At 69.5% G+C, this 24610-nt stretch carries 26 protein-coding genes and 1 tRNA gene; 14 read left to right on the top strand and 13 right to left on the bottom strand.

Annotated features, from left to right (window positions below):
• Positions 1-122 precede the first annotated feature (122 nt).
• The 3 genes from NF681_17545 (at position 123) to NF681_17555 (ending at position 2217) form a co-directional block, all read left to right on the top strand.
• Positions 123-575 (top strand): MarR family transcriptional regulator, encoded by a 453-nt coding sequence (locus NF681_17545; GenBank protein UST54055.1) that lies wholly within the window; start codon positions 123-125, stop codon positions 573-575.
• Positions 576-676: 101 nt separating this feature from the next.
• Positions 677-1102 carry an organic hydroperoxide resistance protein gene (locus NF681_17550; GenBank protein ID UST54056.1) on the top strand — a complete coding sequence of 142 codons (426 nt, stop codon included), beginning with the start codon at positions 677-679 and terminating at the stop codon, positions 1100-1102.
• A 74-nt stretch (positions 1103-1176) separates the two neighbouring features.
• Entirely contained in the window at positions 1177-2217 is a 1041-nt protein-coding gene (locus NF681_17555; protein ID UST54057.1) for a serine/threonine protein kinase, read from the top strand.
• A 372-nt stretch (positions 2218-2589) separates the two neighbouring features.
• On the opposite strand, the gene NF681_17560 is transcribed toward NF681_17555, so the two are convergent.
• From NF681_17560 to NF681_17580, 5 genes are all read right to left on the bottom strand, one after another.
• Complete coding sequence (locus NF681_17560; GenBank protein ID UST54058.1) at positions 2590-3291, bottom strand: hypothetical protein; 702 nt, start codon at positions 3289-3291, stop codon at positions 2590-2592.
• A complete protein-coding gene (locus NF681_17565) occupies positions 3291-3833 on the bottom strand; it encodes a PAAR domain-containing protein (protein UST54059.1) in 543 nt (180 codons plus the stop codon). The genes NF681_17560 and NF681_17565 overlap by 1 nt, the downstream gene beginning before the upstream one ends.
• Before the next feature lie 140 nt (positions 3834-3973).
• A complete protein-coding gene (locus tag NF681_17570; GenBank protein ID UST55827.1) occupies positions 3974-4393 on the bottom strand; it encodes a hypothetical protein in 420 nt (139 codons plus the stop codon).
• Positions 4394-4455: 62 nt separating this feature from the next.
• Positions 4456-6513, bottom strand: coding sequence for a molecular chaperone HtpG (gene htpG, locus NF681_17575; protein ID UST54060.1), 2058 nt, complete (start codon positions 6511-6513; stop codon positions 4456-4458).
• A 125-nt stretch (positions 6514-6638) separates the two neighbouring features.
• Positions 6639-7625: a LysR family transcriptional regulator gene (locus NF681_17580; protein UST54061.1), complete on the bottom strand. Its 987-nt coding sequence runs from the start codon at positions 7623-7625 to the stop codon at positions 6639-6641.
• A 179-nt stretch (positions 7626-7804) separates the two neighbouring features.
• On the opposite strand from NF681_17580, the gene NF681_17585 reads away from it, so the two are divergent.
• The 3 genes from NF681_17585 (at position 7805) to NF681_17595 (ending at position 10490) form a co-directional block, all read left to right on the top strand.
• Positions 7805-8650: an ureidoglycolate lyase gene (locus NF681_17585; GenBank protein UST54062.1), complete on the top strand. Its 846-nt coding sequence runs from the start codon at positions 7805-7807 to the stop codon at positions 8648-8650.
• A gap of 13 nt (positions 8651-8663) precedes the next feature.
• Positions 8664-9413 carry an SDR family oxidoreductase gene (locus NF681_17590; protein ID UST54063.1) on the top strand — a complete coding sequence of 250 codons (750 nt, stop codon included), beginning with the start codon at positions 8664-8666 and terminating at the stop codon, positions 9411-9413.
• A 99-nt stretch (positions 9414-9512) separates the two neighbouring features.
• Positions 9513-10490 carry a tripartite tricarboxylate transporter substrate binding protein gene (locus NF681_17595; GenBank protein ID UST54064.1) on the top strand — a complete coding sequence of 326 codons (978 nt, stop codon included), beginning with the start codon at positions 9513-9515 and terminating at the stop codon, positions 10488-10490.
• A gap of 39 nt (positions 10491-10529) precedes the next feature.
• Here the strand turns inward: NF681_17595 and NF681_17600 are convergent, their stop codons facing one another.
• From NF681_17600 to NF681_17625, 6 genes are all read right to left on the bottom strand, one after another.
• The gene (locus NF681_17600) at positions 10530-11312 is read right to left on the bottom strand and encodes an rRNA pseudouridine synthase (protein ID UST55828.1); all 783 of its coding nucleotides are present in this window, start codon (positions 11310-11312) and stop codon (positions 10530-10532) included.
• 178 nt (positions 11313-11490) lie between these two features.
• Positions 11491-11745, bottom strand: coding sequence for a DUF3606 domain-containing protein (locus NF681_17605; protein UST54065.1), 255 nt, complete (start codon positions 11743-11745; stop codon positions 11491-11493).
• 158 nt (positions 11746-11903) lie between these two features.
• The gene (locus NF681_17610; protein UST54066.1) at positions 11904-12413 is read right to left on the bottom strand and encodes a DUF4189 domain-containing protein; all 510 of its coding nucleotides are present in this window, start codon (positions 12411-12413) and stop codon (positions 11904-11906) included.
• A 31-nt stretch (positions 12414-12444) separates the two neighbouring features.
• Complete coding sequence (locus NF681_17615; protein ID UST55829.1) at positions 12445-13161, bottom strand: glutathione S-transferase; 717 nt, start codon at positions 13159-13161, stop codon at positions 12445-12447.
• A gap of 36 nt (positions 13162-13197) precedes the next feature.
• Entirely contained in the window at positions 13198-13455 is a 258-nt protein-coding gene (locus NF681_17620) for a hypothetical protein (protein ID UST54067.1), read from the bottom strand.
• A gap of 80 nt (positions 13456-13535) precedes the next feature.
• Entirely contained in the window at positions 13536-14294 is a 759-nt protein-coding gene (locus NF681_17625; GenBank protein ID UST54068.1) for a Crp/Fnr family transcriptional regulator, read from the bottom strand.
• A 167-nt stretch (positions 14295-14461) separates the two neighbouring features.
• Here NF681_17625 and NF681_17630 point away from each other — a divergent pair, with 167 nt between their 5' ends.
• The 8 genes from NF681_17630 (at position 14462) to NF681_17665 (ending at position 23863) form a co-directional block, all read left to right on the top strand.
• Positions 14462-16423, top strand: coding sequence for an AMP-binding protein (locus NF681_17630; GenBank protein ID UST55830.1), 1962 nt, complete (start codon positions 14462-14464; stop codon positions 16421-16423).
• The gene (locus NF681_17635; protein UST54069.1) at positions 16420-17217 is read left to right on the top strand and encodes an ABC transporter ATP-binding protein; all 798 of its coding nucleotides are present in this window, start codon (positions 16420-16422) and stop codon (positions 17215-17217) included. Before NF681_17630 ends, NF681_17635 begins: the two co-directional genes overlap by 4 nt.
• Position 17218: 1 nt before the next feature.
• Complete coding sequence (locus NF681_17640; GenBank protein ID UST54070.1) at positions 17219-18148, top strand: branched-chain amino acid ABC transporter permease; 930 nt, start codon at positions 17219-17221, stop codon at positions 18146-18148.
• 13 nt (positions 18149-18161) lie between these two features.
• Positions 18162-19226, top strand: coding sequence for a branched-chain amino acid ABC transporter permease (locus tag NF681_17645; GenBank protein UST54071.1), 1065 nt, complete (start codon positions 18162-18164; stop codon positions 19224-19226).
• A 63-nt stretch (positions 19227-19289) separates the two neighbouring features.
• Positions 19290-20600, top strand: a complete 1311-nt coding sequence (locus tag NF681_17650) for an ABC transporter substrate-binding protein (protein ID UST54072.1) — start codon at positions 19290-19292, stop codon at positions 20598-20600.
• Between the two features lie 26 nt (positions 20601-20626).
• Complete coding sequence (locus NF681_17655) at positions 20627-21439, top strand: ABC transporter ATP-binding protein (GenBank protein ID UST54073.1); 813 nt, start codon at positions 20627-20629, stop codon at positions 21437-21439.
• Complete coding sequence (locus NF681_17660) at positions 21436-22704, top strand: AMP-binding protein (GenBank protein ID UST54074.1); 1269 nt, start codon at positions 21436-21438, stop codon at positions 22702-22704. The genes NF681_17655 and NF681_17660 overlap by 4 nt, the downstream gene beginning before the upstream one ends.
• Positions 22705-22882: 178 nt before the next feature.
• On the top strand, positions 22883-23863 hold the full coding sequence (locus tag NF681_17665; protein UST54075.1) for a tripartite tricarboxylate transporter substrate-binding protein: 981 nt from the start codon (positions 22883-22885) through the stop codon (positions 23861-23863).
• An 84-nt stretch (positions 23864-23947) separates the two neighbouring features.
• Here the strand turns inward: NF681_17665 and NF681_17670 are convergent, their stop codons facing one another.
• Positions 23948-24274 (bottom strand): DUF1840 domain-containing protein, encoded by a 327-nt coding sequence (locus NF681_17670; protein UST54076.1) that lies wholly within the window; start codon positions 24272-24274, stop codon positions 23948-23950.
• Positions 24275-24517: 243 nt separating this feature from the next.
• Positions 24518-24594: transfer RNA gene (locus tag NF681_17675), tRNA-Met, on the bottom strand.
• Positions 24595-24610: the final 16 nt, after the last annotated feature.

The raw sequence follows: 24610 nt of genomic DNA on the forward strand, positions 1-24610 counted from the left end.
CTGCCGGACCGGCGCGAAAGCCCTCCGCGCCACCCGGGCAGCGGGCACCGAAACCCCAAGACCCCAAAGGTCATGGCGCAATTCAATTTTACACAATTGAATTGTTCGATAAGCTTGAGGCCATGCCTTCCAAAGCCGCTCTCGACCCGTTGCTCCATCTGGACAACCAGTTGTGTTTCGCGGTCTATTCGACCTCGCTGGCGATGACGCGGCTCTACAAGCCCCTGCTCGACCAGCTCGGCATCACCTATCCCCAGTACCTGGTCATGCTGGCCCTGTGGGAGCGCGACGGCACCACGGTGTCCGAACTGGGCGAGCGGCTCTCGCTCGATTCAGGCACCCTCACGCCGCTGCTCAAGCGCCTGGAAGCGAGCGGTTTCGTGACGCGGCTGCGCGACGCGGCCGACGAACGCCGCGTGCGCATCACCCTGACGCCGGCCGGTCGCAAGCTGCGGCTGCGCGCGGTCGACGTGCCCGCCTGCATGCTGACGGCCAGCGAATGCTCGATCGACGAACTCGTCGCCCTCACGCGGCAGCTGCAGGACCTGCGTGACCGGCTCAAGGCCGCCGCCTGACCCGCAACGCGTCCTCCTCCGACGGCCCATCCACTTTCCCCGCCGCCTTCGTCCGAAGGCATTTCCCTCCCAACCCAACCCGCAACCACCAAGGAAACACCATGGCCCACACCCTCGAAAAAGTCCTCTACACCGCCGAAGCCACCGCCGTCGGCGGCCGCGAAGGCACTGGCAAGAGCAGCGACGGCGCGCTCGACGTCACGCTGAGCGCCCCGGGTTCCAACAAGCCGGGCACCAACCCCGAGCAGCTGTTCGCCGTCGGCTACGCCGCGTGCTTCGTCGGCGCGCTGAAGGCCGTCAGCTCGAAGATCGGCGTGAAGGTGCCCGACGACGTGTCGATCGACTCCAAGGTCTCGCTCGGCCCGATCAAGGGTGGCGTCGCCTACGGCATCGCCGTCAAGCTGGCGGTGAACCTGCCGGGCCTGGACGACGCGCAGAAGAAGCAACTGGTCGACGCAGCCCATGAGGTGTGCCCGTACTCGAACGCCACGCGCGGCAACATCGACGTCGATCTGACGATCGTCTGATCGGCCGGCACGCCCTGCGCGTGCCCCGGCGCGAAAGGCGCCGTCCCCGAGGGAGGGATGGCGACAATGGCCGCATGACCTCCTCCTCCAGCGCGCCGCCCGACACCCACCCCTACGAGAGCCTCACGCCGGACGTGGTGCTCGACGCGCTGTCCGCGCTGGGCCTGCACGGCGATGGTCGCCTGACCGCCCTCAACTCCTACGAGAACCGCGTCTACCAGGTCTTCCTGGAAGACGCGCACCCGCATCCGGCGGTGGTCGTCAAGTTCTACCGGCCGGGCCGCTGGAGCGACGCGGAAATCCTCGAGGAGCACGACTTCGCACTCGAACTCGCCGCCGCCGAAGTACCCGCCGTCGCGCCCCTGAAGCTCGATGGCCGGACGCTGCACCACCACGACGGCTTCGCCTTCAGCGTGAGTCCCTACCGTGGCGGACGCGGGCCGGAACTGGAGGATTTCGAGGTGCTCGAATGGGTCGGGCGCTTCCTGGCCCGCATCCATGCCATCGGCGCCGCACGGCCTTTCACGCACCGCCCGGCGCTCGACCTGCACACCTTCGGCATCGCCTCGCGCGACTGGCTGCTGGCCAACGACAAGATCCCGCTGGACGTGCAGCGCGATTGGGAAACCGCCTGCAACGCCGCGCTCGAGCGCATCGCCGCGACGCCGCTCGACCCCGCCGCATCGGCCGGCTCGCCATTGCGGCGACTGCGCCTGCACGGCGACGTGCATCCCGGCAACATCCTGTGGACGCCCACCGACCGACCGCTCGGCGGCCCGCATTTCGTCGATCTCGACGACGCGCGCACCGGCTTCGCGGTGCAGGACCTGTGGATGCTGCTGTCGGGCGAACGCGCCCAGCGGACGGCGCAGTTGAGCGGCCTGCTCGACGGCTACGAGCAGTTCCGTGCGTTCGACCGGCGCGAACTGGCGCTCGTCGAGCCCCTGCGCACCCTGCGCCTGATCCACTACAGCGCCTGGCTGGCGCGCCGTTTCGAGGACCCGATCTTCCCGATCAACTTCCCGTGGTTCGGGTCGAGCGACTACTGGAAGGGACAGATCCTGGTGCTGCAGGACCAGTGCGAGCGGATGGAGGAAGAACCGCTGTATGCGTGAGCCGGCCTGCCATCGAAATCGATTCATCACCTTGTATCGACATGGCCCTCCGTCCGGGGGCATCGGGATCGCCTGAATAGCGAAAACGCTCTGCCAGCCAAAAACAAGTGAAAGCACATGCCAGCGTGCACAGAGCAACGCGCCGCAGAAATCGACGTTCAACAGGTTTCTTTCGCACCATCCACCAGCACACGATGTTCACGGCCTGCGCGACCACAACGGCCAGAAGTGCATAGAAGGCATATGTGACGCTAGGTCCGACCATGCGGTCCTTGTATTGGGCGAACCAGATCACGAAGATGGCGAAACGAACGCACATGACGATGACCAGCAGGTTGGTCGCGAGGATCACGATGCGCACGGGCCGTCTCATCAGCGAAGTCCTTGGTCGACGAGTTCCCGTGCCAGAGACTGCCAGCGCTGCGGACTGTCCTGCACGACGTGCGCGTAGTGGAAGTGCCCTTCGCCGAGCTTGCGATTCTGTTGACGTTGCAAATCAGGAATGGCAAGGATCAGTTCTCGCTGGGAAAGACCAGCGTAGATTGGGTCGCCGAATTTCCGCAGGTCCTTCACGATCACTTTCCTGATCGTCGATGTCGCCCGGAGCTCCGCCAGGAAATCGCCATCGATCGGCGAACCGATCAGGACCAAGTGATCGACGACATGCCGCTGTCGCGCATACCAGTATGCGGTTTGCGCGGCCAGTAGCGAACCGTATGAGTAGCCGATGAGATTGAATTGTGGCGCGCCGTCTGACATGCCACTCGAAATCGTCCATTCGGCATCGTCCTTGTATCGAATCAAGGTACCTGCGCGCGCAGCATCCAGGAGGAGTCCGGTTTCCTGGCCAAAACTCGTGACAGCCGTATTCGTCAAACCGACACGGACGTGTTCCATGCCTGCTTTACGGAATGCTTCCAACTGCGGCTGGATGTACGGCCCATCCAGCCCCGCACCACCCCAATACAGCGTGCCCCGGGGCTTCTTCACATAGACCGTCGCGGGACGCGTGTCGCTCTTCAAGGTGAGGATCGCGCTCGCCATGGCGACCGGGGCCAGCAGGGGAATGGGCATCACGCGCCCTCCCCGAAGATCTCGATGCGGATCTGGCTGCCACCCGTGCCCGTCACGCGCTCGGTGTGGCCCTGAGCGTCCGTGCGCCCCTGCAGCATGCCGCCCGGATGACGCAGGCGGTAGAGCCGGTGCGCGAGCGGCGTGCCGTCGGCTTCGTCGCGCAGCAGGAAGCGTTGATCGCAGCTGTCGGGCGCATGGCCTTCTTTCGTGACGGCTTGCGGTGGCATTCCCACGTGCCAGGCATCGGCGCTGATCGTCGGATGCATCGCGCCGCCCTCCGCCATGTCGCCTTCGACCCAGGACGTCTGCTGCGATGCGACCAGCTGCGGTGGCGGCGTGCAACGACACAGGCAGAGATCGCCGCCGAGGGCCTCCTGCCTGCCATGCGGGCCGGTGGACGAGATGCGCGTGCCGACCGCCACGATGTGCCCGGTGGTGCCGCAGGCCGGACATTCGACCTGATCGCCTTCGAAAGCCAGCGCATGGCCGTGCCAGGTCACCGTCGACAGACCGGTCGCTACCCTGCCGCCACGCGTCGTCATGTCACCGACGCGGATGTGAAAACGCCTTCCCATGGAAACTCCCTGCTATTTTTGGCGGGGATTCTAGGAAGGCGTCGAGGGAATCGATGGATGCCGGCGCGGCCATGCGCCGGGTGGTCGCCCGGACCCTGACGGACGGATCAGTAGGGACTGTCGGACTGCCCCGGCCCGCCGGATGGGCGCGCGGGCTGCGGGTAAGGCGCAGCCGGGTACGCCGAGGACGGCACGACGACCCCCCGCTCCACCCCACGGTTCGATGGGGCCGGCGGCGGCGGCGCCGACGACCGCGGCGCGTTCGGGTCGTACAGCACGGTGCCCGTGCCGACGCCAGCGCCCAGCCGCGCGCTGCCCCCGATGCCCGTGGAAGCCCCGACCCCGGCACCGCCGTAGACCTGTCCGCCACCATTGACTCCGACGCCCACGCCCAGCGGCCCGATGCCGGTGCCCAGGCCGATGCTCGGTCCGCCCGAACCGACGCCCACGCCCAGCGAGACGCCCGGCACCAGCGGAATGCCGATGCCCACGCCCGCCGCGCAACCGGCGAGCCCGCCCAGGGCCATGGCCACGGCCGCGAGGACGGCCGCGACACGCGGCGCGCGGCGCATCGGCACGGGCCTGGCGATCACACCAGCAGGGCGTTCACGCGCCGCACATAGGCCGCCGGATCGGCCGGCAGGCCGCCCTCGGCCAGCAGGGCCTGGTCGAACAGGATGTGGGCCAAGTCGTCGAAGTGCCCGGTCTCGCCTTCGAGCTTGCGCACCAGCGGATGCTCGGCGTTGACCTCCAGCACCGGCTTGAGGTCGGGCGCGGGCTGGCCGGCCTGGCGCAGCATGCGGGCGAGCTGCGTGCTCATGCCGCCGTCCTTGACCACCAGGCACGCCGGCGAGTCGACCAGGCGCGTGGTCACGCGCACGTCCTCGGCCTTGTCCTTCAGGGCGTCCTTGAGGCGCTCCAGCACCGGCTTGAAGCTCTCGGCGGCTTCCTCCGCCGCCTTCTTCTCGGCCTCGTCCTGCAGGCCGCCGAGGTCGACCGCGCCCTTGGCCACGCTCTGCAGCGGCGTGCCGTCGAACTCGTGGAGGTAGTTCAGCGCCCACTCGTCGACGCGGTCCGTCATCAGCAGCACCTCGATGCCCTTCTTGCGGAAGAGTTCGAGCTGCGGGCTGTTCTTGGCGGCGGCCAGCGTGTCGGCGGTGATGTAGTAGATGGCCTCCTGGCCCTCCTTCATGCGCGCCTTGTAGTCGGCGAAGCTCACGGCGACGGCGTCGCTGGTGGTGGAGGCGAAGCGCAGCAGCTTGGCGATGCGCTCGCTGTTGGCCATGTCCTCGCCCAGGCCTTCCTTGAGGACGGCACCGAACTCGGCATAGAAGGCCGCGTACTTGCCGGCGTCGGCGTCGGCCGCGAACTCGGCGGCCGTCTCGGCGGCGGGCGTGGCCGCCTTCTTGTCGGCCACGTCGGTGACGCCGTCGATCGGCTCGGTGGGCTCCGGGGCGGGCACCGATTCACCGGAACCGACGTCGATCTTGGCCGCGGCGCTCTCGACGGCGGCCTTCTGCTTCTTCGCCAGGTCCTCCAGCATGGACAGCACGCGCTTGGTGCTGCCCTCGCGGATCGCCTTGACGTCGCGGCTCTCCTGGAGCAGTTCGCGGCTGACGTTGAGCGGCAGGTCGGCCGAGTCGATCACGCCCTTGACGAAGCGCAGGTAGCTGGGCATCAGCGCCTCGGCGTCGTCCATGATGAAGACGCGCTTGACGTAGAGCTTCACGCCGGCGGTCTTGTCGCGGTTGAACAGGTCCATCGGCGCCTTGGACGGGATGAACAGCAGCTGCGTGTACTCGGTGCTGCCCTCGACGCGGTTGTGGCTCCAGGTCAGCGGATCGGCGTGGTCGTGCGAGATGTTCTTGTAGAACTCGGCGTACTGCTCGTCGGTGATGTCCTTCTTCGGGCGCGTCCACAGGGCGCTGGCCTTGTTCACGGGCTCCCACTCGCCGGTCTTGACCATGTCGCCGGGCTGGTCGTTCTCGCCTTCCTTCCACTCCTCCTTCTCCATCAGGATGGGCAGGGAAATGTGGTCGGAGTACTTGCCGATGACCGACTTGAGCTTCCAGGCGTTGAGGTATTCCTCGGCGTCCTCGCGCAGGTGCAGCGTGACGCTGGTGCCGCGCTGCGGACGCTCGATGTCGTCGACCTCGAAGTCGCCCGCGCCGGTGCTCGCCCAGCGCACGCCCTGGCCGGTGGGCAGGCCCGCGCGGCGCGACTCGACCACGATGCGGTCGGCCACGATGAAGCCCGAATAGAAGCCCACGCCGAACTGGCCGATGAGCTGGGCGTCGGACTTCTGGTCGCCCGAGAGCTTGCTCATGAAGTCCTTGGTGCCGCTCTTGGCGATGGTGCCCAGGTTGTCGATCGCCTCCTGGCGCGACAGGCCGATGCCGTTGTCGGTGAAGGTCAGGGTCCGCGCGGCCTTGTCGAAGGACACGCGCACCTCGAGGTTGGGCGCGTCCTCGTAGAGCGCGGCATCGTTGATGGCCTCGAAGCGCAGCTTGTCGCACGCGTCCGAAGCGTTCGAGATCAGCTCGCGCAGGAAGATCTCCTTGTTCGAGTAGAGCGAATGCGTGACGAGGTGCAGGAGCTGGGCGACTTCGGCCTGGAAGGGAAGTTTGGTCGGTGCGGGAGTGGTCATGGTGTTCGTCGGTTCGTTCGTCGTTCGTTCGCCGCGACCCGGCGATGCCGGTGCGGACGATGACGCCGGAGCCCGGAGGGCCGCCGGCGCGGTCGCGAGGGACATGGTGGCGCCCCGCGAGATTTTCAATGCCCCCCGGACGCGACCGGTGTCGGGGCGACGGCGGTGGCCGCGCGCTGCGCCGCCACCGCCGCGTCGCGCAGGTGGGCGGCCAGCAACGCCGCCGCCGGCGAGGGCCGCGCGCCACGCCGCGTGACGATGCCGAAGCCCTCGTGGCGCGCGCCGATCGACAGCGGCAGGCGGCAGGCGATGCGGTGCCGCTCGCAGAAATCCATCGTGCCCGAGGACATCAGCGCCACCAGCTGGGGGTCCTCCTGCAGCATCAGCATGGTCGCGAAGGTCGAGGCGGTCTCGCTCGGATAGGCCGGCAGCGGCAGCCCGGCCTCGCGGAACTCGCGCTCGAGCAGGTGGCGCAGCGGCATCTGGGCCGGATAGCACAGCCACCGGTAGCCCGCGAGCTGCGCCAGCGTGACGTTCGGCGCGCCGGCCAGCGGATGGCGCGTCCCCACCGCGATGGCGACCTGCTCGTCCATCAGCGGCTCGTAGTCGAACTGGTCGGGCCGGGCGGCGACGGTGGTGCGGCAGACCGCCAGGTCGAGCCGGCCTTCGTCGACGAGCGTGAGCAGCTCGATGCTGGTGGCCTCGCGCACCTCGACCGACAGCGCCGGCTGCTGCGCGCGCAGCCGCGTCAGCGCGCCCACCAGCACCGAATGCAGCGCCCCGGCGATGGCGCCCACCGCCAGGCGCGCGCCGGTGCCGCGCAGCACGCCGTCGATCTCCTCGCGCAGGTGCGCCAGGTCGGCCTCCACGAGCCGCGCGTAGCGCACCACGCAGCGCCCCAGCTCGTTGGCGTGCACGCCCTGCGGCGAGCGGGTGAACAGCTCGGCGCCGAAGGTGGTCTCGATCTCGCGCAGGGCCTTGGTCAGGCCCGGCTGGGTCATGCCCGTGCGCTCGGCCGCCCGGTGCAGCGAGCCGTGCTCGTCGAGCGCCACGAGCAGCGTCAGCTGGCGAAAGCGCAGGCGCGAGGCGATGGCGGATGAACTCGGCAGCATGGGCGGGGTTGCGGGATGGCGTGGAAAGACGGTGGCCGGAGGGCAGCGAGGGAATTCCCGGAGAGTCCGGAAAGTTATCGGCGGATCAGAAGGCCTCACTATGCAGCACCCCGGCCGGCTTCCACAATGCCGCCGCGACAGAGCGCGCCCCCCAGACACCCACCTCAGGAGACACACGGATGAAATTGCTGCGTTACGGCCCCGCGGGCCAGGAAAAACCGGGCCTCCTCGACGCCGGCGGCACGCTGCGCGACCTCTCGGCCCACGTCGCCGACATCGACGGCGCGGCGCTGTCGGCCCAGACGCTCGCCACCCTGCGCGCGCTCGACCCCGCCACGCTGCCCGCCGTCGAGGGCTCGCCGCGCCTGGGCGCCTGCGTCGGGCGCATCGGCAAGTTCATCTGCATCGGCCTGAACTACGCCGACCACGCCGCCGAGTCGGGGCTGGCCGTGCCGTCCGAGCCGGTGGTGTTCAACAAGTGGCTCTCGGCCGTGGTCGGCCCCAACGACGACGTGCGCATCCCGCGCGGCTCGAAGAAGACCGACTGGGAGGTCGAACTCGGCGTGGTGATCGGCAAGACCGCCAGCTACATCGAGGAGGCCGACGCCCTGGACCACGTGGCGGGCTACTGCGTGATCAACGACGTCTCCGAGCGCGAGTACCAGATCGAGCGCGGCGGCACCTGGGACAAGGGCAAGGGCTGCGACACCTTCGGCCCCACCGGCCCGTGGCTGGTGACCGCCGACGAGGTGCCCGACCCGCAGGCGCTGCGCCTGTGGCTGGAGGTCGACGGCCACCGCTACCAGGACGGCAACACCCGCACGATGGTCTTCGGCGTGGCGCACCTGGTGGCCTACCTCAGCCGCTTCATGACGCTGCACCCCGGCGACGTGATCTCCACCGGCACGCCGCCGGGCGTGGGGATGGGCTGCAAGCCCGAACCCATCTACCTGCGCCCCGGCCAGACCATGCGCCTGGGCATCGACGGCCTGGGCGAGCAATGCCAGCGCACGGTCGCGGCCTGAGGACGTGACCACCATGATCACGTACGACTTCGAGGGCCGCGTCGCGGTCGTCACCGGCGGTGCCCAGGGCATCGGTTTCGCGGTGGTCCGCCGGCTGCTGGCCGGCGGCGCCCGCGTCGCGATCTGGGACGCCGACACGCGCGCCCTGGACGCGGCCCGCGCCGAACTGGCCAGCGACGCCGTGCAGACGGTGCGGGTCGACATCACCTCAATCGCCGAGGTCGAGGCGGCCGTGCGGGAGACCGAGGGCGCGAGCGGGCCCATCGCCATGCTGGTCCACAGCGCCGGCATCGCGGGCGCCAACGCGCCGGTGGCCGATTACGCGCCGGCCGAATGGCAGAAGGTGCTGGACGTCAACCTCACCGGCGCCTTCCACGTCAACCGCGCGGTGGTCGCGGGCATGGTGGCGCGCGACTACGGCCGCATCGTCAACGTGGCGTCCATCGCCGGCAAGGAAGGCAATCCCAACGCCGCCGCCTACAGCGCCTCCAAGGCCGGCGTGATCGCGCTGACCAAGAGCCTGGGTAAGGAGACGGCCGGGCGCAACGTGGCCGTCAACGCCATCACGCCGGCGGCCGCGCGCACCAAGATCTTCGAGCAGATGTCGCAGCAGCACATCGACTACATGCTCTCGAAGATCCCGCGCGGGCGTTTCGTCGAGGTCGACGAGATCGCGGCGATGGTGACCTGGCTGGTGTCGGCGGAGAACTCGTTCACCACCGGGGCGGTCTTCGACCTCTCGGGCGGCCGGGCCACCTACTAGCCCGCACCCGGTCCGCGCGCGGCGCGGTGCCATCGACCGATCCGCCGGCGACACGACAACCACAACGACAACGACGAGACATCCTCAGGAGACTTCCCCATGCAGCCCAACCGCCGCCACGTCATCGCCGCCGCCTGCGCCTTCGCGCTCGCGGGCACTTCGCTCGCCAGCAGCGCGTCCGACTATCCCAGCCGGCCGATCGAGATCATCGTGCCGGTGGCCGCGGGAGGCGGCACCGACATGGTGGGCCGCGCCTTCGCCGAGGCGGCGAAGAAGTACCTGCCGCAGCAGCCGATGATCGTCAACAACAAGCCCGGCGCGAGCGGCGCCATCGGCATGGGCGAACTGATCGCGGCCAAGCCCGACGGCTACAAGATCGGCATCATCATCGTGGAGCTGACGATCATCCCGAACCTGGGCATCGCCAAGTTCACCGCCGCCGACCTGCGCCCGGTCGCCCGCCTCAACGCCGACCCGTCGGCCATCACCGTGCGCGCCGACGCGCCGTGGAAGACGGTCGAGGAATTCATGGCCGATTCCAAGGCGCGCAAGGAGCCCGTGTCCATCGGCAACGCGGGCATCGGCTCGATCTGGCACATGGCCGCCGCCGCGTTCTCCGACAAGACCGGCATCGCCTACAACCACGTGCCCTTCCTGGGCGCGGCACCGGCCGTGGTGGCGCTGCTCGGCGGCCACGTCGACGCGGTCGCCGTGAGCCCCGGGGAGGTGGCCCAGCACGTGGCCGCCGGCAAGCTGCGCACCCTGGCGGTCATGGCCGACCAGCGCGTGGCCGGACCGATCTTCGAGAAGGTGCCCACGCTCAAGGAGCGCGGCGTCGACCTGTCGGTGGCCGTCTGGCGCGGCCTGGCGGTGCCCAAGGCGACGCCCCAGGACGTGGTCGACCTCCTGGGCGACGTGGCGAGGAAGGCGGCCGACGACGCCTTCTTCCGCGAGGCCCTGGCCAAGGCCAACCTGGGCTGGTCGTACGCCGACGCGCCGACCTTCCAGGCCGTGATCGACAAGGACCGCGCGTTCTACAAGGCGCTGATCCCCAAGCTGGACATGGCGGCCAAGTAGGCCGATCCACCACCGGCCCCGGGACGTCGCCGCGACCCCTCAGAAGCGTTCGTTCTCGCCCAGGTAGCGCCACTGCCCGGCGGGCAGCGCGCCCAGCACCACGTGGCCGATGCGGATGCGCTTCAGGCCCACCACCTTCAGCCCGACCTGCTCGCACATGCGGCGGATCTGGCGCTTCTTGCCCTCGGTGAGCACGAAGCGCAGCTGCTCGGGGTTCTGCCAATCGACCCGGGCCGGCTTGAGGGGCTGCCCGTCCAGGCTCAGGCCATGGCGCAGGCGCGCGAGCATCGCCGGCGGAAAGACCGCCTGCACGTTGGTCGTGACGGGATCGTCGTCGTCGATGCGCACCAGCTGTCCCGGGGGCGCCAGGCGGCCCGGGCCGTGATAGGCCACCCGCACCAGGTATTCCTTCTCGATGCCCGAGTCCTCGCCGATCAGCTGGCGCGCCACGCGGCCATCCTGCGTCAGCACCAGCAGGCCCACCGAGTCGATGTCCAGCCGCCCCGCCGGCGCCAGGCCACGCAGTTGCGGCGGCGAGAAACGGTGCGTGCTGGTGTCCTCGCGCCAGTGGGTGCGGGGGTTGACGAGGACCACGGCGGGTTCGTGGCCGTCCTCGGCCTGCCCGCTCACGTAACCCATCGGCTTGTGCAGAAGGATGGTGACCCGCGTCGCCTGCTGGCCCTGCGCCGCCTTGTCGATCTCCACGCGGTCGGCCGGCGTCACCTTGACGCCCATCGGCGCCACCTCGCCGTTGACCTTCACCCAGCCGCGATCGATCCAGTCGTCGGCCTCGCGGCGCGAGCACAGGCCGAGTTCGGCCATGCGCTTGTTGAGCCGGACGGGACCGCCCGGCGATGCCGGCGGCGGGGACGCGGCGTTCGGCCGCCGGGCGGTGGAAGCGTCCTCGGGACGCGGTCGGGAGAAACGGGGCGGCGGCTGGTTCATCGTGGCGCGATTGTCCCCTCGCCGGCCCCCGCGTTGCCAGCCGGCCCCGGGACCGTCAGGCCTGCTGGCGCTGGACGTGTGCCGGGCGCGGCGCGGACGACCACGCGCCGGTGGCCGGCTCGGTCGCGGCGGTGTCGCCGCACAGGTACTGACGCACCGCCGGCGTCGCGTCGCCGGCCGCGCTGATGGCGCGGCGCAGCCGGGACTCGCTCACGAGCAGCGCCCGCGCCCAGTAGCGCACCTGGCTGGGCTCCTCGAGGTTGATGCGGCCCCGGTCGCGGGGGACGTGGTGGAAGGGAACGTCGGTCATCTCGGGTCTCCGTTGATTCGTCTCGCGCATGAATCTCGGAAGCCGCCGATGCGCTCCGGGCCAGTCATGTCCGACGGACACTGCAGGACCGGTCCTGCAAAAGCGTGACATCGTTCACATGCCCGGGGCCCGCCGGCGACCCCGGGGCGGTCACGGGCTCAGGGTCGCGAACACGCGCTCGCCACCGCCCGGCACGGCTCGGTCGGCAGGTGGGCGTCGCATTGCGCGAGGGCGGCTTTCATGGCGGCGTCCTTGTCGGTGCCGACGGCGGCACCCCATTCGCCGAAGCTGCCCGTCGCCAGGGCACCGCAACCGCGCTCGAACCAGACCCGGACCTCGCACGCGCGCACGGCACCCGCCAGGCCCGGTGGCGAGGACGGCACCGGCGGGCTCGCCGCGCCGCCCGGACGCTCGCACTGGGCGCGCGCCACCCGCTCGGCGGTCGCGCGCGACGGCTGGTCGAACGCGTAGCCGTAGCCGTCGGGACGCGCGGCGATCGCGCCCCACGCGCCCGTGGCCGGACGACCCGCCGGCGGCGCGGCGCCCGGTGGGGCGGCGACGCCCGTGGCGGCGACGGCGCACAGGCCGGCCAGGGCGATCGCGCGACCGGCCAGGCGCCGTCGCAGCGACGGCTTCGATGCGTCGGGGACACGCGTGGACGGGCTCATCGCCTCGACGCCGGAAGGTGCCGCAAGGGACTCATGGAAAGACGACCGCCGCCCCACCGTCGGCCTTCCACGGCGCATGACGTCGCATGACGGTGGCGAAGGCGTCGCTGGCCTGCCAGGCGGCCAGCGCCGCGCGCAGGCGTGGCCAGGGTCGGGTCGCGAACCAGGCGGGATCGACGCCGGCGAACTGGCGCACGAAGGGCAGGATGGCGGCATCGGCCAGCGTGGCGTGGTCGCCCGCCAGGTGCGGGTGGCGCGCCAGGCGCTCCTCGAGCCCCAGCAGGAAGGCGGCGCCGCGATCGCGGTAGACGTTCGTCACGTCCACGTCCACGTCCACGTCCATGTCCACGCCCCGGTCCCGCGTGGCCGGGTGGCGGTCGGGGTATTTGTAGCGGTCGAGGTCGGCCTTGAAGCCGGTGTCGCACGCGTCGATCAGCGCCAGCAGGTCGGCCAGCGTGCCGGTGCCGGGGGCCAGCCAGCCGAGCGGGTCGTGGCGGCGCAAGGTCCACCGCATGATGTCCAGGCTGTGGACGATCACCCGGCCCGGCGCGGCGGCGGTGGCGCTCAGGACCAGCACCGGCACGGTCGCCGCGGGGGACACGGCGAGCAGTTCGGGCGGCTTGTCGCGCAGCACCACCTCGCGCAGTTCGCAGCGCTGTCCGCTCGCGAGCAGCGCCAGCCGCGCCCGCATCGCGTACGGGCAGCGGCGGAACGAATAGAGCACCGGCAGCGGCGCGTCGTCGGGCATCGCGAGGGAATCGGCCACGGGCCTGGATCGCCGGGCTCAGTCGGGCACGAACTTCGACTTGAACTTCGCCTCGTCGGCGGCGTCCTCGAAGGTCGCGAGCTGGCCGGCCTTGTTGTCGGCCAGGCGATGCGCGGCGAACAGGCTGTAGCGGCCCTTGAGGTAGTAGCTCTCCATGTCGATGAGCATGTACGGATGCGGCACGAAGACCTGGTGCTCGAAGACGACGCGGTGGACGTTGCGCGGCGACGGGAAGAGCTTGTAGTCGGGGGTGGTGAGGGCTTGGGCGAGGGCCATGGATGCAGGACTGGGAAGGGATTGCGGTGGAAAGGAACGCGGAGGCGCGGAGGCGCGGGGGCGGCGGGACGGGGCGCGGATCAGGCCATGGCGCGCTGCGCGGGCGCGGGCGCGGGTCCCGCCCCGGCCGAACTGCGCAGCGCCCCCGGGTCGAGCACGCGCAGGCCGCCGTACTCGATGCGCAGGGTGCCGCTCGCCTGCAGCCGCAGCAGCGCCTGGTTCACGCGCTGGCGCGACAGGCCCACCAGGTAGGCCAGCTCCTGCTGCGTGATGCGCAGCAGGTCGCCGACGCCGGGGAACAGCACCGGGTTGAACAGCGCGGCCAGGTTGCGCGCCACGCGCACGTCGGGGTCGTTGAGGCGATCGGCCTCGCGCGCGGCGATGAACTGCGCCAGGCGCTCGTTGAGCTGGTCCATGACGAAGCGGTTGAAGCCGATCGAATGGTCGAGCAGCCAGTGGAATTCGTCGGTCGGCAGGCCGGCGACCACGCTGCGCCGCAGGGCCTGGATGTTGTAGCGGTAGGGTTCGCGCTTGAGCACCGTGCCCTCGCCGAACCAGCCGCCCGGGGGCAGGCCGCTGTAGGTCATGGAGGTGCCGTCGGCGTTGTCCTTGCTCATCTTGAGCAGCCCCTGGACCACGCCGAACCAGTAGGTCGGCGCGCGGCCCACGCGGCACACCAGGTCGCCGGGTTCCGCCTCGCCGACCACCACCACCGCCTCGGCACGGCGGCGCTCGGGCGGCTGCAGGGCATCGAGCCAGGGGATGTTGCGCAGCTCGTCGGCGGAGGCGGGTCGCACGCGATCGCGGATCGACGCGGGGCGCGGGGCGGTGGGCGTCATGGTTGGCGTGCGGGAAAGTCCGGGGGAGTGGTGTCCCTAGGATTGTCGTTGGAACGACAGATGGGCGTCAAAGCCGGTCCTAAAGTGGGCGCACCGTGACACCCGACACCGCCCGCCCTCCCCTCCACGCGACCACCGCCGCCATCGGCGATGCGCTGCCGCCGGCCCTGCGCGAGGCCACCTTCCCGCGCCTGCTGCAGGGCCACGCGGCCACTCGGCCCGACGCGCCGGCCGTGCGCGAGAAGGACCTGGGCATCTGGCAGACGTGGACCTGGCGCGACGCGGCGCGGGAGGTGCGCGAGATCGCCTGCGGGCTGGCGAGCCTGGGCTTCGCGGCCGGCGACCACCTGGCCATCGTCGGCGCCAACCGGCCGCACCTGTACTTCGCGGTGCTCGCGGCGCAGAGCCTGCGCGGCGTGCCGGTGCCGCTCTACCAGGACGCGGTGGCCGCCGAGATGGTCTTCATGCTCGACGACGCGCGCATCGGGTTCGTGATCGCCGAGGACCAGGAGCAGGTCGACAAGCTGCTCGAATGCCGCGCGCTGCAGCGCGCGCGGCCCGACGGTGCCACCGCCGTGCGCCACATCGTCTACGACGACCCGCGCGGCCTGCGCCACTACGACGCGCCGGGCCTGCTGGGCTGGGACGCGCTGCGCGAACTCGGCCGGGCCTGGGACGCGGCGCATCCGGGCGCCTTCGACGCGGACGTCGCCGCGGGCCGGCCGGAGGACGTCGGCGTGATCCTCTACACCTCCGGCACCACCGGACGGCCCAAGGGCGTGTGCCAGACGCACGCGAGCTTCGTCGCCTCGGCCCACGGCGGCGTGGCGACCGACCGGCTCGGCCCGGGCGACGACATCATGAGCTACCTGCCGATGGCCTGGGTCGGCGACCACCTGTTCTCGGTGGCGCAGTGGCTGGTGGGCGGCTTCACGCTCAACTGCCCCGAGTCGGCCGCGACGGTGATGAACGACATGCGCGAGATCGGGCCGAGCTACTACTTCGGCCCGCCGCGCACCTTCGAGGGCCTGCTGACGGCCGTGTCGATCCGCATGGAGGACGCGGCCGCGCCGAAGCGCTGGATGTACGCGCGCTGCATGGCGCTGGCCCGCCGCGTGGGCGCCGACCTGCTCAACGGCGCGCCGGTGGGCGCGCTCGACCGGCTCAAGTACCGCGTCGGCGACCTGCTGGTCTACGGGCCGCTGCGCAACGTGCTGGGCATGAGCCGCATCCGCGTGGCCTACACGGCCGGCGCGGCGATCGGGCCGGACCTGTTCCGCTTCTACCGCTCCATCGGCGTCAACCTCAAGCAGTTCTACGGCCAGACCGAGACCTGCGCCTACGTCTGCCTGCAGCGCGACGGCCAGGTCCGCCTGCAGACGGTGGGCACCGCCGCCCCGGGCATCGAACTCAAGATCGCCGCCGACGGCGAAGTGCTGGTGCGCGGCGTGTCGGTGCTCCAGGGCTATCACAACCGGCCCGACGCGACGGCCGAGGTGCTCGACGCCGAGGGCTATTTCCACACCGGCGACGCCGGCGTGCTCGACGCCGAGGGCCACCTGCGCATCATCGACCGCGCCAAGGACGTCGGGCGCATGGCCGGCGGCGCGATGTTCGCGCCCAACTACATCGAGAACAAGCTGAAGTTCTTCCCGCAGATCAAGGAGGCGGTGTGCTTCGGCGACGGCCGCGGGGAGGTCTGCGCCTTCGTCAACATCGACTTCGAGGCCGTGGGCAACTGGGCCGAGCGGCGCGGCCTGGCCTACGGCGGCTACGTGGACCTGGCGGGCAAGCCCGAGGTGCTGGCGCTGGTGGCCGAGTGCATCGGCCAGGTCAACGCCGACCTCGCCACCGAGCCCGGCATGGCCGACACGCAGGTCGCGCGCTTCATCGTGCTGCACAAGGAGCTCGACCCGGACGACGACGAGCTCACCCGCACGCGCAAGGTGCGACGCGGCTTCATCGCGCAGAAGTACGCGGTGCTGGTCGACGCCCTCTACGGCGGGCGCACCGAGCAGTTCATCGAGACGCAGGTGAAGTTCGAGGACGGTCGCACGGGCACGGTCAGCGCGACGCTGGGCGTGGTCGAGGCGAAGCGCTTTCCGGCGGCGGCGGGGGTGGCGGCATGAGCGCGCGACGCACCGGCGACGTCATCCTCGACGTGCGCAACATCTCGCTGGGCTTCGGCGGCGTCAAGGCGCTCACCGACATCAGCTTCGACGTGCGCGAGCACGAGGTGCGCGCCATCATCGGCCCGAACGGCGCGGGCAAGAGCTCGATGCTCAACTGCATCAACGGCGTCTACGCGCCGCAGCAGGGCGCGATCACCTTCCGCGGCAAGACCTTCAGGCACATGAACTCGCGCCAGGTCGCGGAGATGGGCGTGGCGCGCACGTTCCAGAACCTGGCCCTGTTCAAGGGCATGAGCGTGCTCGACAACCTGATGGCCGGGCGCAACCTGAAGATGAGGAGCGGCATCCTGGCGCAGGCCTTTCGCAACCCCTTCGGCTGGGGCGGCGCCGAGCGCGAGGAGATCGCGCAGCGCGAGGTGGTCGAGCGCATCATCGATTTCCTGGAGATCCAGCCGCAGCGCAAGACGCCCGTGGGCCAGCTGCCCTACGGCCTGCAGAAGCGCGTGGACCTCGGCCGCGCGCTGGCGATGGAGCCGCAGGTGCTGCTGCTCGACGAGCCCATGGCCGGCATGAACGTCGAGGAGAAGCAGGACATGAGCCGCTTCATCCTCGACGTCAACGACGAGTTCGGCACCACCATCGTGCTGATCGAGCACGACATGGGCGTGGTGATGGACATCTCCGACCGCATCGTCGTGCTCGACTACGGCAAGAAGATCGGCGACGGCACGCCCGACGAGGTCCGAAACAACGAAGACGTGATCCGGGCCTACCTCGGAGCGGAGCACTGACATGGGCTTTTTCCTCGAAACCGTCTTCGGCGGCCTGATGGCCGGCATGCTGTACGCGCTGGTGGCGCTGGGGTTCGTGCTGATCTTCAAGGCCTCGGGCGTCTTCAACTTCGCGCAGGGGGCGATGGTGCTGTTCGCGGCGCTGGCGATGGCGCGTTTCTCCGAATGGATCCCGCGCTGGCTGGGCTTCGACAGCCTGCTGCTGGCCAACCTGCTGGCCTTCGTCGCCGCCGGCGCGTGCATGGTGGCGGTGGCCTGGCTGGTCGAGCGTCTGGCCCTGCGCCACCTGGTCAACCAGGAGGGGATCACGCTGCTGATGGCGACCCTGGGCATCGCCCACGTGCTCGACGGCGCCGGCCAGCTGCTCTTCGGCAGCGCGACCTACAAGATCGACGTGGGCATGCCCAAGGACCCGTTCATCGTGCTGGAGAACACCTTCGAGGGCGGCCTGCTGCTGAGCAAGGAGGACCTCTACGCCGCCGTCGCCGCCGGCGCGCTGGTCGCGCTGCTGACGCTGTTCTTCCAGAAGACGCGCACCGGCCGGGCACTGCGGGCGGTGGCCGACGACCACCAGGCGGCGCAGTCGATCGGCATTCCGCTCGGACGCATCTGGGTCATCGTGTGGTCGGTCGGCGGGCTGGTGGCGCTGGTCGCGGGCGTGATCTGGGGCAGCAAGCTGGGCGTGCAGTTCTCGATCTCGTTGGTCGCGCTCAAGGCCTTCCCGGTGGTGATCCTGGGCGGCCTGACCTCGGTGCCCGGCGCGATCCTGGGCGGGCTGATCATCGGCGTGGGGGAGAAGCTCTCGGAGATCTACCTGGGGCCCTTCCTGGGCGGCGGGATCGAGAACTGGTTCGCCTACGCGCTGGCGCTGGCCGTGCTGCTGATCCGCCCTCAGGGCCTGTTCGGCGACAAGATCATCGACCGCGTCTGACGGAGCCGACACCATGTTCTATCGCGAAAACGGCCAGTTCAAGAGCAGCTACCGCGCCGACCTCGGGCTGTTCCCGATCGCGCAGGACCGCTGGGCGATGGTGGCGCTGGCGGTGGTCGCCTTCGTCGCGGTGCCCTTGCTGGCGAGCGACTACGCCTTCCGCGCCGTGCTCATCCCGTTCCTGATCCTGTCGCTGGCGGCCGTCGGGCTGAACATCCTGGTGGGCTACTGCGGACAGATCTCGCTGGGCACGGGCGCCTTCATGGCCATCGGCGCCTACGCGGCCTACAACCTGCAGGTGCGCATCGAGGGCATGCCGCTGCTGCTGTCGATCCTGGGTGGCGGCCTGGCCGCGACGGTGCTGGGCGTGCTGTTCGGCATTCCTAGCCTGCGCATCCGCGGCCTCTACCTGGCGGTGGCGACGCTGGCCGCGCAGTTCTTCACCGACTGGTTCACCAACCGCGTGAAGTGGGTCACCAACGATTCGTCCTCGGGCTCGGTGAGCGTGAATTCGCTGCAGATCCTGGGGTATTCGTTCACCTCGCCGGCCGAGCGCTACCTGCTGTGCCTGGCCCTGGTGGTGGTGTTCGGCCTGCTGGCCAAGAACCTGGTGCGCGGGGCCATCGGCCGCGAGTGGATGGCGATCCGCGACATGGACGTGGCCGCCGCCGTGATCGGCATCCGCCCGGTCTACGCCAAGCTGACGGCCTTCGCGGTCAGCAGCTTCATCGTCGGCATCGCCGGGGCGCTGTGGGGCTTCGTCCACCTGGGGGCCTGGGAGCCGGCGGCCTTCGGCATCGACAAGTCGCTGCAGTTGCTGTTCATGATCATCATCGGCGGACTGGGCTCGATCGCCGGCGCGTTCTTCGGCGCCGCCTTCATCGTGCTGCTGCCGCTCTTGCTCAACCACGTGCCGCACTGGCTGGGCCTGCCGCTGTCCACCGCCACCGCCTCGCACCTGGAGCACATGATCTTCGGCGCGCTGATCGTGTTCTTCCTGATCGTCGAGCCGCACGGCCTGGCCAAGCTGTGGTCGACCGCGCGCCAGAAGCTGCGCCTCTGGCCCTTCCCGCATTAGCCCGACCGGCTCGACGGTCGTCGTTCCTTTCCCGTGATCCGATCAACCGAAGGAGACAAGACAATGAAATTCCAGATGCAATGCGCCGCCATGGCGATGGCCGTGGCTTCCGCCGTCGGAGGCATGTCGATCGCCTCGGCCCAGACGGCCGAGCAGTTCGTGCCGCTGCTGGTCTACCGCACCGGCCAGTTCGCGCCCCTGGGCATTCCGTGGGCCGACGGCAAGCAGGACTACCTCAAGCTGGTGAACGCGCGCGACGGCGGCGTCAACGGCGTCAAGCTGACCTACGAGGAATGCGAGACCGCCTACGACGCGGCCAAGGGCGTGGAGTGCTACGAGCGCCTGAAGGGCAAGGGCTCGGGGGCCTCGGGCTTCGACACGCAGTCCACCGGCATCACCTTCGCCGTGACCGACAAGGCCTTCGTCGACAAGGTGGTGGTGGAGACGCCCGGCTATGGCCTGTCGCAGTCGGTCGACGGCACGGTGTTCGAGTGGAACTTCCCGCTGCTGGGGACCTACTGGACCGCCGCCGACGTGATGATCCAGGACATCACGAAGAAGGAGAAGGGCAGCCTCAAGGGCAAGAAGATCGCGCTGGTCTATCACGACTCGCCCTACGGCAAGGAGCCGATCCCGCTGCTGCAGAAACGCGCGGCGGCCGACGGCTTCGAGCTGTCGCTGTTCCCCGTGACGCCTCCGGGCGTCGAGCAGAAATCCACCTGGCTGCAGATCCGCCAGCAGAAGCCCGACTACGTGCTGTTCTGGTCGGCCGGCGTGATGACGCCCGCGGGCATCCGCGAGGCGCAGGCCAGCGGCTATCCGCGCGAGAAGCTCTATGCGATCTGGTGGGCCGGCTCGGACCACGACGTGAAGGACATCGGCGCCGGCGCCAAGGGCTACAACGCCATCACCATCCACAACAGCGCCGCCAAGGACAAGGTCCACGACGACCTGCGCAAGTTCGTCTACGACAAGGGCCAGGGCACCGGCGCGCCGACCGGCATCGGCTCGCTCGCGCACACGCGCGGGATGATGATCTCGATGCTGCAGGTCGAGGCCATCCGCGCCGCGCAGGACAAGTACGGCAAGGGCAAGCCGCTCACGCCCGAGCAGGTGCGCTGGGGTTTCGAGAACCTGGACCTGAGCGCCGACAAGTTGAAGGCGCTCGGCTTCGGCGAGGTCATGCGGCCGGTGAAGACCTCGTGCGCCAACCACATGGGCGACGACTGGGCGCGCATCGTGCAGTGGGACGGCGGCAAGTGGGAGGTGAAGTCCGACTGGTACCAGTCGGACAAGAAGTTCATCGACCCGCTGGTCAAGGAGTACGCGGCGAAGTACGCCAAGGACAAGAACATCAAGACCCGGGCCTGCTGAACGCCCGTCGCGAAAGCCGTCGTCCCATGAGCACGCCCAACCTCCTCCTCGAAGTCAACGGCATCGAGGTCATCTACAACCACGTCATCCTCGTGCTCAAGGGCGTCTCGCTGTCGGTGCCCGAAGGGGGCATCGTGGCGCTGCTGGGCGGCAACGGCGCGGGCAAGACGACCACGCTGCGCGCGGTGAGCAACCTGCTGGCCGGCGAGCGCGGCGCGGTCACCAAGGGCACGATCGAGCTGCGCGGGGAGCGCATCGAATCGCTCACGCCCTCGGCGCTGGTACGGCGCGGGCTGGTGCAGGTGATGGAGGGCCGCCACTGCTTCGCCCACCTGAGCATCGAGGACAACCTCATGACCGGCGCCTACACCCGCACCGACGGCAAGGCCGCCATCGCCCGCACGCTGGAGAAGGTCTACGCGTACTTCCCGCGCCTGAAGACGCGCCGGACCTCCCAGGCGGCCTACACCTCCGGCGGCGAGCAGCAGATGTGCGCCATCGGCCGCGCGCTGATGGCCAACCCGTCCATGGTGCTGCTCGACGAACCGTCGATGGGCCTGGCGCCGCAGATCGTCGAGGAGGTCTTCGCCATCGTGAAGGACCTGAACGAGAAGGAACGCGTCACCTTCCTGCTGGCCGAGCAGAACACCGCCATGGCGCTGCGCTTCGCCGACCACGGCTACATCCTGGAGAGCGGTCGCGTGGTGCTCGACGGTCCGGCCGCGAGCCTGCGGGAGAACGAGGACGTCAAGGAGTTCTACCTCGGCATGGGCGGTGCCGATCGCAAGAGCTTCCGCGACGCCAAGAGCTACAAGCGCAGGAAACGGTGGCTGGCATGAGGGACCACGACACGTCCGGCGATTTCCACGACGCCCTGGAGACACGCGATCCGGCCGCGCGCGAGGCCGCGCTGCTCGCGGCGCTGCCCGCCCAGCTGACCCATGCGATGTCGGCGACGTCGGCTTTCGCGGAAATCCTGGCGGGCGTCGATTGCGCCGCGATCACCACGCGCGCCGCGCTCGCCAGCCTGCCGGTCACGCGCAAGTCCGACCTTCTGGAGCGACAGCGCCGCCTGCGCGCGAGCGACCCGTTCGGCGGCTTCGCCGCCGTCGGGCGCGGTGCGGCGATGCCACGCGTGTTCGCGAGTCCCGGCACCATCTACGAGCCCGAGGGCGCCGGCCCCGACCCCTGGCGCACCGCGCGCGCGTTGCACGCGGCGGGATTCCGCGCCGGCGACCTGGTCCACAACGGCTTCAGCTACCACCTGACGCCCGCCGGCTCGATCATGGAGAGCGGCGCGCACGCGCTGGGCTGCAGCGTCTTCCCCGGTGGCACCGGCCAGACCGAGCAGCAACTCGAAGCCATGGCCGACCTCCATCCGGCCGGCTACATGGGCACGCCCAGCCTGCTGCGCATCCTGATCGAGAAGGCCACCGCCGCGAACCTTGCGTTGCCGGGATTCGACAAGGCGCTGGTCTCGGGCGAGGCCTTTCCGCCGAGCCTGCGCGACTGGCTCGCCGAGCGCGGCGTGGCCGCACTGCAGTGCTACGCCACGGCCGACCTGGGCCTCGTCGCCTACGAGACCCCCGCGCGCGAGGGCCTGGTGCTCGACGAAGGCGTGCTGCTGGAGATCGTGCGGCCCGGCACCGGCGACCCGGTGGCCGACGGCGAGGTCGGCGAGGTCGTCGTCACCACCTTCAATCGCGCCTATCCGCTGGTGCGCTTCGGCACCGGCGACCTGTCGGCGGTGCTGCCGGGCCCCTGCCCGACCGGGCGCACCAACGTGCGCATCCGTGGCTGGCTCGGTCGCGCCGACCAGACCACCAAGGTGCGTGGCATGTTCGTCCATCCGGGCCAGGTGGCGGCGGTGCTGCGACGCTTCCCGGGATTGGCGACATGCCGGGCACGGCTGGTGGTCGAAGGCGAGATGGCCGACGACCGCATGACCCTGAGGATCGAGACGGCGCCGGACCGGGACCTGGCGCAACGCGTGGCCGACGCCGTGCGCGAGGTGACGCGGCTGCGGTGCGCGATCGAATGCGTCGCCCCCGGCAGCCTGCCCAACGACGGACGGGTGATCGAGGACGCGCGTCGCTACGAATGAGGGGTCGCGTGCCGAAGGACCGACCGGACGGCCGTCCGGTCCGTTCGGACAGGCGCCGGCAGGCCCCATGACCCGCGGGTTCGACCTTGCGCCATCCGGGGTCTTCCTAGGGACTTATCTGGAGCTACGGCGACCGCACGGCCCACTAAGATCGCCGCCTTTTATCCCCGGAACCGTCATGAAAAAACTGCTCGCCCTCGCCATGATCGCCGCCGCTGCCGCCGGCGCCCAAGCGCAGGACTTCCCCGGCAAGGACAAGATCATCACCATCGTCGTGCCCTTCGCCGCCGGCGGTCCGACCGATCGCGTGGCACGCGACCTGGCTGAAGCGATCCGCAAGCCGCTCGGCGGCATCAGCATCGTGGTCGACAACGCGGCCGGCGCGGGCAGCACCATCGGCAACGCCAAGGTCGCGCGCGCGCGCAACGATGGCTACACCCTGCTGCTCACGCACGTCGGCATGGCCACCACGCCGGTGCTGTTCCGCAAGCTGCCCTACAACTACGAGACCGATTTCGAGTACCTCGGCATGATCAACGACGTGCCGATGACGCTCATCGGCAAGCCGACGCTCGAGGCCAAGAACATCAGCGAGCTGCGCGACTGGATCGCCAAGACCGGCAGCAAGGTCAACCTCGGCAACGCGGGCGTCGGCTCGGCCTCGCACCTGTGCGGCCTGCTCTTCCAGAGCGAACTCAAGACCGAGATGACGACCGTTCCCTACAAGGGAACGGCGCCGGCGATCGCCGACCTGCTCGGCGGCCAGATCGACCTGCTGTGCGACCAGACCACCAACACCACGAGCCAGATCGAGGGCAAGAAGGTCAAGCCCTACGCCGTCACGACGCTCAAGCGCCTGACCACGCCGGCGCTCAAGGACATCCCGACGCTGGACGAATCCGGCATGAAGAACTTCCAGGTCACGATCTGGCACGGCCTCTATGCCCCCAAGGGAACACCGCCTGCCGTGCTCAAGACCATCAACGACGCGCTCAAGGTCGCCCTGAAGGATCCGGAGTTCATCAAGAAGGAAGAAGCACTCGGTGCGGTGGTCGTGACCGACAAGCGCATGGAGCCGGCCGAGCACAAGAAATTCGTTCAATCCGAGGTCGCCCGGTTCGGTCCGGTGGTCAAGGCCGCCGGCGCCTACGCCGACTGACACGGCGCCCTGCCCTCGCGGCAAGGCTCACGAGCCGGGAGAAACGGGACACCGTTTCCCCGGCTTTTTTCTGTTTCGCCCGGCTCAGACGCCCCAGACCACGTCGCGACCTTCGGCATGCGAGCGCTTGAGCATGTCCAGAAAGGGCGTCGCGCGCTGGTGCAGGCCGACGTGCTCGCGCTCGGCGACCTCGTCGTGGTTCTCGGCGGCCATGGCGTCATGATTGTGCTTGCCGTTCTCGAGTTCCCGGTGGATGGCGGTCTCGAGGGCGGAGATGGCCGCCGGAATCTGGTCGACCGTGACGATGCCCTGCGGACTCGGGGTCTTGCCGATCACATCGAGCAACTGGCGAGCGTTGGGCTCGAGCATGACCACGTCGGCGGTCGCCTGGGACTTGAATCGGTAAAGCATGTCTGGGTTCTTCGAAGAAAAATCGAGAACCGAGGGTACACGCATTGCGCGCCTGGCCGTGCAGGCCCAGGCCGAGTCCGCCTGAAGCATTTCGGATGTCCCGGATGACGGAGGACGCAGTGGACGAGCGTCTTCGATCTCAGGCATCCAAGTTTCCGGAAGTGGCGCCAGGACGGCACCGACCTGTACTGGAAAGCCGGAGACCAAAGAAAAAGGGCCCTGTTGAAAACAGGGCCCTTCAATTGGTTGCGCGAGCAAGATTTGAACTTGCGACCTTTGGGTTATGAGCCCAACGAGCTACCAGGCTGCTCCATCGCGCGGCAAGATGGAATTATA

This window comes from Comamonadaceae bacterium OTU4NAUVB1 (assembly GCA_024372625.1).
GTDB lineage: Bacteria > Pseudomonadota > Gammaproteobacteria > Burkholderiales > Burkholderiaceae_C > Variovorax.

Coding starts and splice junctions, on each gene's coding strand:
- NF681_17650 (UST54072.1), top strand. CDS start 19,290: ATGAAATTCCAGATGCAATGCGCCGCCATGGCGATGGCCGTGGCTTCC.
- NF681_17580 (UST54061.1), bottom strand. CDS start 7,625: ATGCTGCCGAGTTCATCCGCCATCGCCTCGCGCCTGCGCTTTCGCCAG.
- NF681_17605 (UST54065.1), bottom strand. CDS start 11,745: ATGACCGACGTTCCCTTCCACCACGTCCCCCGCGACCGGGGCCGCATC.
- NF681_17635 (UST54069.1), top strand. CDS start 16,420: ATGAGCGCGCGACGCACCGGCGACGTCATCCTCGACGTGCGCAACATC.
- NF681_17595 (UST54064.1), top strand. CDS start 9,513: ATGCAGCCCAACCGCCGCCACGTCATCGCCGCCGCCTGCGCCTTCGCG.
- NF681_17655 (UST54073.1), top strand. CDS start 20,627: ATGAGCACGCCCAACCTCCTCCTCGAAGTCAACGGCATCGAGGTCATC.
- NF681_17560 (UST54058.1), bottom strand. CDS start 3,291: ATGCCCATTCCCCTGCTGGCCCCGGTCGCCATGGCGAGCGCGATCCTC.
- htpG (UST54060.1), bottom strand. CDS start 6,513: ATGACCACTCCCGCACCGACCAAACTTCCCTTCCAGGCCGAAGTCGCC.
- NF681_17660 (UST54074.1), top strand. CDS start 21,436: ATGAGGGACCACGACACGTCCGGCGATTTCCACGACGCCCTGGAGACA.
- NF681_17610 (UST54066.1), bottom strand. CDS start 12,413: ATGAGCCCGTCCACGCGTGTCCCCGACGCATCGAAGCCGTCGCTGCGA.
- NF681_17565 (UST54059.1), bottom strand. CDS start 3,833: ATGACGACGCGTGGCGGCAGGGTAGCGACCGGTCTGTCGACGGTGACC.
- NF681_17550 (UST54056.1), top strand. CDS start 677: ATGGCCCACACCCTCGAAAAAGTCCTCTACACCGCCGAAGCCACCGCC.
- NF681_17585 (UST54062.1), top strand. CDS start 7,805: ATGAAATTGCTGCGTTACGGCCCCGCGGGCCAGGAAAAACCGGGCCTC.
- NF681_17555 (UST54057.1), top strand. CDS start 1,177: ATGACCTCCTCCTCCAGCGCGCCGCCCGACACCCACCCCTACGAGAGC.
- NF681_17625 (UST54068.1), bottom strand. CDS start 14,294: ATGACGCCCACCGCCCCGCGCCCCGCGTCGATCCGCGATCGCGTGCGA.
- NF681_17665 (UST54075.1), top strand. CDS start 22,883: ATGAAAAAACTGCTCGCCCTCGCCATGATCGCCGCCGCTGCCGCCGGC.
- NF681_17615 (UST55829.1), bottom strand. CDS start 13,161: ATGCCCGACGACGCGCCGCTGCCGGTGCTCTATTCGTTCCGCCGCTGC.
- NF681_17545 (UST54055.1), top strand. CDS start 123: ATGCCTTCCAAAGCCGCTCTCGACCCGTTGCTCCATCTGGACAACCAG.
- NF681_17670 (UST54076.1), bottom strand. CDS start 24,274: ATGCTTTACCGATTCAAGTCCCAGGCGACCGCCGACGTGGTCATGCTC.
- NF681_17620 (UST54067.1), bottom strand. CDS start 13,455: ATGGCCCTCGCCCAAGCCCTCACCACCCCCGACTACAAGCTCTTCCCG.
- NF681_17570 (UST55827.1), bottom strand. CDS start 4,393: ATGGCCCTGGGCGGGCTCGCCGGTTGCGCGGCGGGCGTGGGCATCGGC.
- NF681_17600 (UST55828.1), bottom strand. CDS start 11,312: ATGGCCGAACTCGGCCTGTGCTCGCGCCGCGAGGCCGACGACTGGATC.
- NF681_17590 (UST54063.1), top strand. CDS start 8,664: ATGATCACGTACGACTTCGAGGGCCGCGTCGCGGTCGTCACCGGCGGT.
- NF681_17645 (UST54071.1), top strand. CDS start 18,162: ATGTTCTATCGCGAAAACGGCCAGTTCAAGAGCAGCTACCGCGCCGAC.
- NF681_17640 (UST54070.1), top strand. CDS start 17,219: ATGGGCTTTTTCCTCGAAACCGTCTTCGGCGGCCTGATGGCCGGCATG.